Below are 12,061 nucleotides of genomic sequence, written 5' to 3'. Positions count from 1 at the left end.
GAGCAACGGCTTTTCATATTGACGCGTTCCTTCGCGTCATTAAACCCGCCGAAGATATACCGCTCCTCGGACAAAAGGTAGTTTAGACGTGAACGATCATGGGTCAATGCGACGGACGGCACGTCTTGCGGCTGACGACGACGGCCTGATGGAAGCGGCAGCCATTCTGAGGCGCGGCGACCTCGTGGCCTTCCCGACGGAGACGGTCTACGGACTGGGCGCAGACGCCACGAATGCGGAGGCGGTAGCGGGCATCTATGCCGCCAAGGAGCGCCCGAGCTTCAATCCGCTGATCTCCCATGTCGACAGTTTCGATGCGGCGAGGGTCCACGGCGTCTTCGACGAGACGGCCTGGAAGCTTGCCGAGGCCTTCTGGCCCGGCCCGCTCACTCTCGTCGTGCCCGTCGCCTCCACCTGCACGGTTTCCGATCTCGCCCGCGCCGGCCTCGATTCCGTAGGCCTGCGCGTGCCCTCGCATCCCCTGGCCCATGCCCTTCTGAAAGCGACCGGCCGCCCTGTCGCCGCCCCTTCGGCCAACCGCTCGGGCCGCGTGAGCCCGACGGATGCCGATCATGTTCTCGGAGACCTCGAGGGACGCATCGATGCGGTGCTCGATGGAGGCGCGACGGATGTCGGCGTCGAATCAACCATCGTCGCTTGCCTCGGCGGCACGCCGCGCCTGCTCCGCCCCGGCGGCGTGCCGAGCGAAGCCATCGAGGCTCTCCTGGGGCGACGCCTCGAAAGTGGCTCGGAGGCAGGGAAAAACCCGGTCGCGCCGGGAATGCTCGCCTCGCATTACGCCCCGCGCGCGCAGGTTCGTCTGAACGCGACGGAGGTCCGGCCCGGCGAGGCCGCCCTGCTGTTCGGCGCTACGCCGCTGCAGGACAGCGGACAGGCGAAGGCACAGCTCAACTTGAGCGAAAACGGCGACCTCAAGGAGGCCGCCGCTCATCTGTTCTCATACCTCCGGCAGCTCGACGCATCGGGCGTTAAGACCATCGCGGTCGCGCCCGTCCCGGAGACCGGCCTGGGCGAAGCCATCAATGACCGCCTCAGGCGCGCCGCCGCGGAGCGGTGATCCCGCTTCGCGCCTGCCTCCTCTCCGTCATCCCGGCCTTTTGTGCCGGGGATCCACGTCTTTGGCCCGGCTCGTGAGGACGTGAATGGCCGGGACAGATCCCCGGATCAAGTCCGGAGATGGCCCAGACGGTAGAGGCAATGATGCGAAGATGCTTACTTCGCCGCGAGCTTCGCGGCGATCTCGGCCACGTGCCTGCCCTGGAAGCGGGCGCCGTCGAGTTCGGGTTTGCTCGGCTGACGCGAGCCATCGGCGGCCGCGATGGTCGATGCGCCATAAGGCGAGCCGCCCTTCACCTCTTCGACGCCAGACTGACCTGCGAAGCTGTAAGGCAGACCGACGATGACCATGCCGTGATGCATCAGCACCGGCAGCGTGGTGAGAATGGTGGCTTCCTGGCCGCCGTGCTGGGTCGCCGTCGAGGTGAAGACCGAGCCGACCTTGCCGATGAGCTTGCCTTGAGCCCAGAGGCCGCCGGTCTGATCGAGGAAATTCTTCATCTGCGCCGTCATGGTGCCGTAGCGGGTCGGCGTGCCGAAGATGATCGCGTCGTATTCCGGCAGCTCCTCGACGGTGGCGATGGGAGCCTTCTGATCGGTCTTGTAATAGGCTGCCTGGGCGATCTCGGCCGGCACCAGCTCGGGCACACGCTTCACCACCACCTCGGCACCGGCCTCGCGGGCCCCTTCGGCGGCCGCATAAGCCATCTGCTCGATATGACCCCAAGACGAATAATACAGCACAAGAACCTTGGCCATGTGATCTCCGTTATCAAAGAGGATTGCGCAGGGGCCGAATGCCGGACCGCTCTGCCGCTGGATGATGACGTAAGGATAACCTTTCCAACATGCAAAACCAGTGGTAGATATGCAGGGTTTCCATTGCAATCGTGCAAGTTGATATGGCCAAGCAACATCAGCTCGACTGGGACGATTTCAGGCTCGTCAAAATCATCGCGGAGGCAAGCGGCCTCGCGGGTGCGGCGGAGCGCCTGGGCGTCAATCATTCGACGGTCTTTCGCAGGCTTGGCCAAATGGAGGAGAATCTCGGCGTCAAGCTCTTCGAGCGGCACAGGACCGGCTATGTGCTCACGCCTGCCGGCGAAGAGATGTCGGCGCTCGCCGAGCAGATGGAGGAGAACGTCACCTCCTTCACGCGCAAGCTCGCTGGCCAGGCCGTCGCGCCGGCAGGGGAACTACGGGTCACGACGAACGACACCCTGCTGGTTCACATGCTCACGCATATCTTCTCGCGTTTCGTGAAGGCCTGCCCCGAAATGCGGCTCGACGTGGTGCTCGCGAACCAGGCGCTCAACCTTTCGAAACGCGATGCGGACGTGGCGATTCGGGCCACGGATGACCCGCCGGAGACCCTCGTCGGGCGACGCGTCGCGACGATCGCCTGGGCCATCTACGGCCGTCTGGAAGATTTTCCGGATCATCAGAAGCCGGCGGATCTGAGCTCGCCTGCGCTCTATGATCGGCCCTGGGTTGCGCTCGGCGACAATCTCGCGACCCTCAAGGCGGCTCGCTTCGTGCGCGACCGCGTGGAGCCGGAGAACATTGTCTACAAGGTGAACACGGTCCTGGGCCTTGCGGAAGCCGTGGAGGCCGGGATCGGCATCGGGCCCCTTCCCTGCTTCATCGCGGATGCGAAGCGCAGCCTGGTACGCCTTTCCGACGTGAACCCGGATTTCTCCGCAGGCCTATGGCTGCTCACCCATCCTGATCTTCGCCAATCGGCCCGCGTGCGCGCCTTCATGGATTTCATGGCCGCCGAAATCGGGAAGCAGCGGCGCTGGATCGAGGGGCATGGCAGGAAGCCCGCCGATTAGAGCATCCAACGTGAAATCGAACCCATGTCCGATGCTGTCACCACTCATCGTCATGGCCGCACTTGGTTTACGGCCATTCACGTCTTCATGCACCGCGCCAGGAAGACGTGGATGCCCGGCTCAGGGCCGAGCATGACGAGAGCGATGCTTCCACGAGAGAACAGCGCATCGCGCGAAAAACCGGGTCCACTTGTCCGCACGATGCGCTAGCGGATCTCCACCACCACCCGCCCCTTGACCTGGCCGGCGACGATCCGCTTGCCCGCCTCCACCACCTCGTCCAGCGGAATCGTGGACGTCATCGTGGCGAGCTTGGCGTGGTCGAGTTCATGGGCCAGCCTGTCCCATGCCTCGATGCGCAGCGGCTTGGGCGCCATCACGGAATCGACGCCGAGCAGCGACACGTTGCGCAGAATGAACGGCGCAACGGTCGAGGGCAGATCCATGCCGGCCGCAAGGCCGCAGGCCGCGATGGCGCCGCCGTATTTCGTCATGGATATCACGTTCGCGAGGGGGATCGAGCCGACGGTGTCGATGCCCGCCGCCCAGCGCTCCTTGCCGAGCGGGCGCACGGGCCCGGTGAGCTCGCTCCGCTCCAGGATCTCGGCCGCGCCGAGGCTCTTCAGATAACCGGCCTCCCCGGGCCTCCCCGTTGCGGCCATCACGTGCCAGCCCGTCCGGGCGAGCAGGGCGACGGCGACCGAACCGACGCCGCCCACGGCGCCGGTAACGATGGCCGGGCCGCGCTCGGGGGCAAGCCCGTGCTTCTCAAGCGCCATCAGGCAGAGCATCGCGGTGTATCCCGCCGTGCCGATGGCCATGGCCTGATGCGATGTGAGGCCTTCAGGCAGCCGGATCAGCCAGTCGCCCTTCACGCGCACCTTCTGCGCATAGGCTCCCAGATGCGTTTCGCCCAGGCCCCAGCCGTTCAGGAGCACCGCATCGCCCGCCTTGAATTCGGGATGAGACGAGGCTTCGACGGTGCCGGCGAGATCGACGCCGGGGATCATCGGGAAACGCCGCACCACCGGCGCCTTGCCGGTCAGCGCGAGGCCGTCCTTGTAATTGAGCGTGGAATGCGACACGCGGACCGTGACGTCGCCGTCCATGAGATCCGCCTCGTCGACGTCACGAAAGGTCACGGTCTGACCGGCATCGGTCCTGTCGATGACGAGTGCCTTGAATGTTCCCATCGCGGTCCATCCTCCCGGCCACGATTGTTGGCGCGGGAATCGATCAGGGCAAGCGTGCGAACCTCATCCCTTCGGACGAGACACGCCTCACTCGGCAGGCTGAAGCACCGGCCCGCGCTCGACCGGGCGCTCCTTGATCGGCAGGTTGATCAGGGCCGATGCGACGCCGAGCGCGACCGAGAGCCACCACACGAGCGTGTAATTGCCATAGGTCTCGTAGAGCTCGCCCCCGAGCCAGACGCCCAGGAAGCCGCCGACCTGGTGCGAGAAGAAGGCGAAGCCGTAGAGCATGGCCATGTAGCGGGTGCCGAACATCAGCATGACGAGGGAGGATGTGGGCGGCACGGTCGAGAGCCACAGAAGGCCGATGGCGATGCCGAAGGCGATCGAGCTCAGGGGCGAGGCCGGGAGCAGCACGAAGGCGGCGATCGCCAGAGATCGGCCGAAATAGATCCAGGCCAGCAGCCAGCGCTTCGACATGCGTGTGGACAGCCAACCCGAGCCGAGCGAGCCGAACGCATTGGCGAGACCAATCACGGCCAGGGTCCAGCCGCCGACGGCAGCCGAGAGCCCGGCATCCCTCAGATAGGCGGGCAGATGCGCTGTGATGAAGGCGAGCTGGAAGCCGCAGGTGAAGAAGCCGAGAACCAGGAGCACGTAGGAGCGATGCCGGAAGGCTTCGGTCAGCGCCTGCTTGATGGACTGGTTCGGGACGTTGGCGGCGCTGGCCTGGGCCGCCGCGCCCGGACGGGTCGCGAGCGCCAGCGCCAGAGGCATCACCAGCAGGACGGAACCGGCGAAGATCACCAGCGCCTGATGCCAGCCGAACGAATCGATGAGGACGTTGCCGATGGGCGGGAAGAGGAACTGGCCGAAGGAGCCCGCCGCCGTGCCTGCCCCGAAGGCCATGGGACGCCACTTTTCCGGCAGGAGCTTGCCGAAGGCGCCGAGGACGAGATTGAACGAGCAACCCGACAGACCGAAACCGATGAGAACGCCCGCGCCGAGATGAAGAACACCGGGCGTCGCGGCATTGGCCATCACCACAAGGCCGAGCGCATAGAGCACGGCTCCGGCGCACAGCACCCGGAACGCCCCGAAACGGTCCGCCACGGCGCCCGCGAAGGGTTGCCCGACACCCCAGAGAAGGTTTTGAACGGCGATGGCCAGGCTGAACGTGTCGCGCCCCCAGCCAAACTCGGTCGTCATCGGGATCTGGAAGAGCCCGACGGAGGCGCGGGGGCCGAAAGTGATCAGCGCGATCAGACAGCCGGCGAGAACGATTAGTTCCGGGGAGACCCGGGCTTGCGTGGAAGGCGCGGACATCGGCACGGTCCTCAGAGGCAATTCGGAGGGCGGATGCTATCCGAAGTGCGGGATCGGCGACATTGAAAGTTTATTGGCTTTGGTATGAGAAGCCGTGATGGATCGCAGGCCGTTTCCGGCACGCGATCCCTCGGGCTCAGGTCTGCCCTGGCTTGAGCTTGTAGAAGATGTGGCGACCGATCACGTCCATCTTCTTGAGGCGGCGGGCCCAGTAGGGACGCACGTAGTTCGCGTGGTAGTGGGTGGCACCACCCACATCGGCGAGATAAGTCTTGCCTTCGAGAACCGCGCTCGCCACCCGCTTGGCCCGGTCCCAGGAGACCTGATCGGTGACGCGCAGAGCCTTCCCCTCGCAGGCAAAGGTGAACTGGCAGGCCAGATGGCGGTGGCGATTCTGGTAGACGACGCCGCAGATCGAGGACGGATAGAGACCACTCTTCACGCGGTTCAGAACCACCTGCGCCACGGCGGCCTGGCCCTCCTCGGGCTCGCTGCGCGCCTCGAAATAGACGGCCTCCGCCAGACAGCGCTGTTCCTTGTTCATGTTGTCCGGATCGATCAGGTCCGCATAACGCGGAGCGGCCGTATCGTCGGCTTTCGGCATGAAGCTCGTGCCGAAGCCTCCCTTGTCGAGGCGCGGCGACTGCAGGGACACCGGGGCGGCGGCGATCTCGACGGGGGTCGCCTCCATCGGGGCCGGCGTCGTCGAGGACAGCGTCACCGCGCGCTTTACCATCGGCGTCGTGAGGCTCGCGGCGGCGCCGGTCGATCCGGCGGCGGCGGCTGCGGGCGACTGCACGGAAACGGACTGGCGCGTCGTCGTGAATTCCGGCGCTTCCCAGGGCTCGAAGCTCTGCTCCATGTCGGGAGCATCCAATTCGCCCTCCATGAGGACGGTGGGCGGCAGAAGCCGCTCGTCCTGCCGGAAGAGAAGACGGGAGCCGCCGGCCTGCGCGAGGTCGGAGCGCAGCTGGCTGGCCCTCAGGGACAGGGTGACGTGCGGCGCGACGAGGGGATCGCCCTTTCCAGAGCGTTCGACCGCTGGATCGGGACCCGCATTGGCCTTGCGGTCGCCCTTGGGCGGAACCGTATTCGCCATGTCGTCGGGCAGATCGTAGCGGGGCACGAACCGCAGCACGTCCCGTTCGAGATCGAGCCTCCCGCCTGCGATCGACAGGGAGATGGGCGGAACGAGGGTGGTCTGGGTCAGATGCGCCAGCGCGCCGCGCGCCGCGAAGCTCACCCCCGCCTGCGGGTCGTTGCTGGCGGAGGCCGTGAACGAGATCAGGAGACCGGTCGCGAGCGCCCAGGGCGCCGTCGTGGCGCAGATCCATTTCACCCGAGAGCGACGATTCCGAAGACGCACGCGAACACCCACTCAAACCATGGAAGCATCGGACGAAAGGCTTCCGTTCCTTATGGTTATCCGGGGTTAAGGTTGATGGGCGGTTAAGAGGAACCCTTTCCTGCCCTCACGCACCTGCGGCGGCCTGACGCTTCTCGGCCATGCGACGCAAGGCGTCCGCCGTCTCCGGATCGGCCGGGAAGAAGGCTTCGATGGCAAGCTCCGACAGGGTCACGTCGACGGGGGTGCCGAAGATCGTCGTCGTGCTGAAGAAGGTGAGCACTCCCTCTTCCGTCGCCAGTTGCAGCGGCACGACGAGCCCTGCATGGTCCTCGCGGGTTTGAGCCGAGCGCCTCGCCGCATCCGGAATCGGATAGGCGCGCAGCTCCTCGCTCAAACTCGATAGCGCCGCGTCGCCCGTCACATTCACCTGATGATGCAGACGCACGATGAGATGCTCCCGCCATTCCACGAAATTGACGATGCGCCGCGCAAGGCCTGCCGGATGAACGCTCAGGCGCAGCACGTTCACGGGCGGCTTCAGCAGCGCTGGATCGACGCCCTCGACGAGCGAGAGCAGCGCGCTATTGGCGGCGACGAGCGACCAGTGCCGGTCGACGGCGAGCGCGGGATACGGCTCATGACCGCGAAGCACGAGATCGATGGCGTCGCGCATGCTCTTCAGGGCGGGATCGTCGAGGGTCCGTTCGGAATAGACCGGTGCAAAGCCCGCGGAAGCGAGCATCACGTTACGCTCGCGCAGCGGCATCTCGAGTTTCTCGGCGAGGAGTTGCACCATCTCGCGGCTCGGCTGCGAGCGGCCCGTCTCGAGAAAACTCAAGTGCCGCGTGGAGATTTCGGCCTCGAGGGCGAGATCGAGCTGGCTCAAGCGGCGGCGCTGGCGCCATTCACGCAAGTAGTCGCCGAAATGGTGGACGGCGGAAGAGGGGGGCTTTGTGAGTTTCATGCAGGAACCATAGCGCGGGGAAGCGCCCGGCTCCATGACCTCGGAGGTAATCGACCCGGTTCCCCGACTGAACGATCCTTCGATGCGGCCGGGATGTCCCGCCCCCATCGAGAAGGACCACGTCATGATGCTTTACCCCTCCCCGCTTCTTCGTCAGGCCCTGCTCGCCGATGCCACGACAACCGGCGCCTTCGGCCTGCTGATGCTGCTCGCAGCAGGTCCGCTGGGCCATCTGCTCGGATTGCCGGAGATGCTCCTGCGTGTCGCAGGCGCGATCCTCGTGCCCTACGTCGCATTCCTCGCTTGGCTCAGCCTGCGCGAGCGAACGAACGGGGCGTTCATCTGGGCCGTCATCCTCGGCAACGTTCTCTGGGCCGCCGACAGCCTGCTCCTTCTTGTCAGCGGGTGGGTCTCTCCCACCGGCGCGGGCTACGCCTTCGTGATCGCGCAGGCTCTCGTGGTGCTGATGTACGCGGAGCTTCAGTTCATGGGCCTGCGCCGGTCGAACGCGGCGGCAGCCTGATCGTCGTCCGCCGTAGAAGGATACGCATCCTCGTCATGCCCGGCATCGTGCCGGGCATCCACGCGTCCTATCATCCTTAGACCCGCGCTCCCAGCGAAGGCGAGGGTCCCACAAAACGACGCGTTGAGGAGAAGCGTACCCGCCCCGCACAGCGTCGTTCTGCACCGCTAGAGAATCGTGCGGCCCGGCGGGCCGCGCTAGCGCATCATGCGGACAAGTGGACCCGGTATTCGCTGACGCGGCTCTTCGGGTCCACTCGAACGATGCACTCTTCCCAGGAAGGGAGCATCGGATTCAATCCCAAAAGTGGCTTCCGCTTTTCACGTCCGATACTCTAGCCCTTGTCTCGTCCATTGAACGGAATGGGCTTCATCTCAGACAGCTCGACGGCATCCAGGCAACGCACGTTGATCGCCGCCATGGCCTCACCGGTCGGCTGCTTGCCTTCGCCGAAGGTTGCCGTGCCGCAAGTGGCACAGAAGCGATGCCGGATCGTGTGCGTGTTGAAGGTGTAGGTGGACAAGTTCTCCTCACCGCGCACAGTCAGCGCATCGCGCGGAACGAAGGCCAGCAGATAGCCCTTCTTGCGGCAGATCGAGCAGTTGCACTCGATGACTTGCTGAAGATCCGTCTCGACCTCGAATGCGACCTTGCCGCAGTGGCACGATCCCGTGTGCAACGCCATTCTTGTTCTCCTCGGAAATCATAAGGCTGTGATGAGCGTGACGATGAGCCCCGCCCCGATGACGGCAATGAAGCGATCGTTCATCGTCAGCGGCCCCGCCCTGCCTTGCGCCGCGAGCTGCCCGACGACGAGATCGGCCATAAGCGACACTGCGAAGGGCCATGCAGCAGGTGGAACGGCGAGCTGCTGCCATTCGGGATTGAACCTGACGAGAAAACCGATGGCAATGCCGGATACCAGCACCGCCCCCAGATAGAGAAGCCTCGCGCGAGACAAGGCCATGTCAGGCCTGGCTCGCGGCCTTGTTGCCCAGTGCGGCTTGCGCGGCCGCAAGACGCGCGATCGGCACGCGGTAGGGCGAGCAGGACACGTAGTCGAGCCCGACCGACTGGCAGAAGTGGATCGATGCCGGATCGCCGCCATGCTCGCCACAGATCCCGAGCTTGATGTTGCTCTTCGTCTGCCTGCCGCGCTCGACCGCGAGCCTGACCAGCTCGCCGACACCCTCCTGGTCGATGGTGACGAACGGATCGGCGGGCAGAAGGCCCTTCTGCGTATAAGGCCCGAGGAACGAGGCCGCATCGTCGCGCGAGATACCGAGCGTCGTCTGCGTGAGGTCGTTGGTGCCGAAGGAGAAGAACTCCGCCGATTGCGCGATCTCACCGGCGCGCAAAGCCGCGCGCGGCAGCTCGATCATGGTGCCGACCTGGTACTCGACCTTGACGCCGCTTTCCTTGGCCACCGCTTCCGCCATGGCGACGATGCGATCCTTTACGAGGTCGAGTTCCGCCTTTGTCATCACGAGCGGTACCATCACTTCCGGCACCACGGGCTTGCCCGTCTGCTTGCCTGCTTCCACCGCGGCCTCGAAGATGGCGCGCGCCTGCATCTCGGCAATCTCAGGGTAGGCGACCGCGAGGCGGCAGCCACGGAAGCCGAGCATCGGGTTGAACTCGTGCAGCTCGCGGGCGCGATGCTTGAGCTTGTCGACGGAGGCGTTCATCGCTTTTGCGACTTCCTCCATCTCCTCTTCCGAGTGCGGCAGGAATTCGTGCAGGGGCGGATCGAGCAGGCGGATCGTCACCGGCAGGCCGCTCATGATCGAAAACAGCTCGACGAAATCCTTGCGCTGCATGGGAAGCAGCTTCGCGAGCGCGGCCCTGCGTCCTGCCTCGTCGTCGGACAGGATCATCTCGCGCACCGCGACGATGCGGTCGCCCTCGAAGAACATGTGCTCCGTGCGGCAAAGGCCAATGCCCTCCGCCCCGAAGGTGCGGGCGGTCTTGGCGTCGAGCGGCGTCTCCGCATTGGCGCGCACCTTCATGCGGCGCACCTTGTCGGCCCAGCCCATGAGGGTCGCGAACTCGCCCGACAGCTCCGGCTCCAGCATCTTCACCTGGCCGAGCAGCACCTGGCCGTTCGAGCCGTCGATGGTGAGGATGTCGCCTTTCTTGAGCGTCTGACCGGCGACCGTCATGGTCTGCTTCTGATAATCCACCCGGATCGAACCCGCACCGGACACGCAGGGCTTGCCCATGCCGCGCGCGACCACCGCCGCGTGCGAGGTCATGCCGCCGCGGGTGGTGAGAATGCCCTCCGCCGCATGCATGCCGTGGATGTCTTCCGGAGAGGTCTCGACGCGCACGAGGATGACCTTGCGACCGGCCTTCTTGGCGGCTTCCGCATCATCCGAGTTGAACACGATCTCGCCCGAGGCTGCGCCCGGCGAGGCCGGCAGGCCCGTGGCCAGGATCTTGCGCTCGGCCTTGGGATCGATGGTCGGATGCAGCAATTGATCGAGGGCGGCGGGCTCGACGCGGGTGATCGCCTCCTCCTGCGTGATCAGCCCTTCGCTTGCCAGCTCCACCGCAATGCGCAAAGCGGCTTTCGCCGTGCGCTTGCCGTTGCGGGTCTGGAGCATCCAGAGCTTGCCCGTCTCGACCGTGAATTCCATGTCCTGCATGTCACGGTAGTGCTTCTCGAGAATGCCGTAGATGCGCACCAGCTCGGCATAGGCCTGCGGCATCGCGTTTTCCATGGAGGGCTTGTCAGAGCCGGACGCGATGCGGGCGGCTTCCGTGATGTCCTGCGGCGTGCGGATGCCCGCCACGACGTCCTCTCCTTGGGCATTGATGAGGAATTCGCCGTAAAGCTGCTTCTCGCCCGTCGAGGGGTTGCGGGTGAAGGCGACGCCCGTGGCCGAGGTCTCGCCCATGTTGCCGAACACCATGGCCTGCACGTTCACGGCCGTGCCCCAGCTCGCCGGGATAGCGTGCAACTCCCGGTACTTGATGGCGCGGCTGTTCATCCAGGAGCCGAACACGGCCCCGATGGCGCCCCAGAGCTGCTCCTGCGGCTCCTGCGGAAACGGCTTGCCGAGCTCCTTCTCGACCAGCGCCTTGTAGCGCGGGAGGATGGCCTTCCAGTCACCGGCGGTCATGTCGGTGTCGAGGGTATAGCCCTTGCGGTCCTTGTACTTATCGAGGATCTCTTCGAAGTGGTGATGCTCCAAACCCAGCACCACGTTGGAATACATGGTGATGAAGCGGCGGTAGGAATCGTAGGCGAAGCGCTCGTCGCCGGCACCCTTGGCCAGCGCCTCGACGGTCACGTCGTTGAGGCCGAGATTGAGCACGGTGTCCATCATGCCGGGCATCGAGGCGCGCGCGCCGGAGCGGACGGAGACGAGAAGCGGGTTTTCGGCGTCGCCGAAGGTACGGCCCGTGAGCCGGCCCACGAAGGCGAGGGCCTGTTCGACCTGCCCCTTCAGCTCGTCGGGATAGGAGCGGCCATGGTCGTAATAATAGGTGCAGACTTCCGTCGTGATGGTGAAGCCCGGGGGAACAGGCAGTCCCAGATTGGACATTTCGGCGAGATTGGCGCCCTTGCCGCCGAGCAGATTCTTCATGCCCGCCTGGCCTTCGGCCTTGCCGTCCCCGAAGGTGTAGACCCACTGCGTCATCGCTTTACCCCTTGGCTTCTAGAACGCCCTGCTGCAGCGCAGGCTTGGCTTGAAGCATCTGGTCCCCAAACGCAAGCTGAACAGCCAAGGTTCCTTTATTGCAAAAGAAGTAGTCTTTTCGATGCCCGCGGGCCGGTCCGCCCTCATT

The 12,061-nt window shown here is 65.2% G+C and carries 11 protein-coding genes; 3 read left to right on the top strand and 8 right to left on the bottom strand.

Annotated elements, in window-relative coordinates:
* The first annotated feature begins 106 nt into the window (after positions 1–106).
* On the top strand, positions 107–1,078 hold the full coding sequence (locus AB8841_RS03455; RefSeq protein ID WP_370434462.1) for an L-threonylcarbamoyladenylate synthase: 972 nt from the start codon (positions 107–109) through the stop codon (positions 1,076–1,078).
* 155 nt (positions 1,079–1,233) lie between these two features.
* Here the strand turns inward: AB8841_RS03455 and wrbA are convergent, their stop codons facing one another.
* The gene (gene wrbA, locus AB8841_RS03450; protein ID WP_370434461.1) at positions 1,234–1,836 is read right to left on the bottom strand and encodes an NAD(P)H:quinone oxidoreductase; all 603 of its coding nucleotides are present in this window, start codon (positions 1,834–1,836) and stop codon (positions 1,234–1,236) included.
* A 143-nt stretch (positions 1,837–1,979) separates the two neighbouring features.
* Here wrbA and AB8841_RS03445 point away from each other — a divergent pair, with 143 nt between their 5' ends.
* Positions 1,980–2,912, top strand: a complete 933-nt coding sequence (locus tag AB8841_RS03445) for a LysR family transcriptional regulator (protein ID WP_370434460.1) — start codon at positions 1,980–1,982, stop codon at positions 2,910–2,912.
* A 206-nt stretch (positions 2,913–3,118) separates the two neighbouring features.
* On the opposite strand, the gene AB8841_RS03440 is transcribed toward AB8841_RS03445, so the two are convergent.
* From AB8841_RS03440 to AB8841_RS03425, 4 genes are all read right to left on the bottom strand, one after another.
* Entirely contained in the window at positions 3,119–4,105 is a 987-nt protein-coding gene (locus tag AB8841_RS03440) for an MDR family oxidoreductase (protein WP_370434459.1), read from the bottom strand.
* Between the two features lie 87 nt (positions 4,106–4,192).
* Positions 4,193–5,431 (bottom strand): MFS transporter, encoded by a 1,239-nt coding sequence (locus AB8841_RS03435; RefSeq protein WP_370434458.1) that lies wholly within the window; start codon positions 5,429–5,431, stop codon positions 4,193–4,195.
* A gap of 136 nt (positions 5,432–5,567) precedes the next feature.
* Positions 5,568–6,797, bottom strand: coding sequence for a cell wall hydrolase (locus tag AB8841_RS03430; protein WP_370434457.1), 1,230 nt, complete (start codon positions 6,795–6,797; stop codon positions 5,568–5,570).
* Between the two features lie 106 nt (positions 6,798–6,903).
* Complete coding sequence (locus AB8841_RS03425; RefSeq protein WP_370435523.1) at positions 6,904–7,743, bottom strand: helix-turn-helix domain-containing protein; 840 nt, start codon at positions 7,741–7,743, stop codon at positions 6,904–6,906.
* Between the two features lie 124 nt (positions 7,744–7,867).
* Between AB8841_RS03425 and AB8841_RS03420 the strand changes: the two genes are divergently transcribed.
* On the top strand, positions 7,868–8,266 hold the full coding sequence (locus AB8841_RS03420) for a hypothetical protein (protein WP_370434456.1): 399 nt from the start codon (positions 7,868–7,870) through the stop codon (positions 8,264–8,266).
* A gap of 334 nt (positions 8,267–8,600) precedes the next feature.
* On the opposite strand, the gene AB8841_RS03415 is transcribed toward AB8841_RS03420, so the two are convergent.
* From AB8841_RS03415 to ppdK, 3 genes are read right to left on the bottom strand one after another with little or no spacing between them, the layout of a single operon-like run.
* Positions 8,601–8,951, bottom strand: a complete 351-nt coding sequence (locus AB8841_RS03415) for a GFA family protein (RefSeq protein ID WP_370434455.1) — start codon at positions 8,949–8,951, stop codon at positions 8,601–8,603.
* Between the two features lie 18 nt (positions 8,952–8,969).
* Positions 8,970–9,233 carry a hypothetical protein gene (locus AB8841_RS03410; protein ID WP_370434454.1) on the bottom strand — a complete coding sequence of 88 codons (264 nt, stop codon included), beginning with the start codon at positions 9,231–9,233 and terminating at the stop codon, positions 8,970–8,972.
* Between the two features lies 1 nt (position 9,234).
* On the bottom strand, positions 9,235–11,913 hold the full coding sequence (ppdK, locus tag AB8841_RS03405; RefSeq protein ID WP_370434453.1) for a pyruvate, phosphate dikinase: 2,679 nt from the start codon (positions 11,911–11,913) through the stop codon (positions 9,235–9,237).
* Between the last annotated feature and the right edge of the window lie 148 nt (positions 11,914–12,061).

This window comes from Microvirga sp. TS319 (genome assembly GCF_041276405.1).
Classification (GTDB): Bacteria; Pseudomonadota; Alphaproteobacteria; order Rhizobiales; family Beijerinckiaceae; genus Microvirga.
The sequence above is the reverse complement of the archived record's forward strand: the minus strand, read 5'-3'. Positions and strand labels throughout refer to the sequence as shown.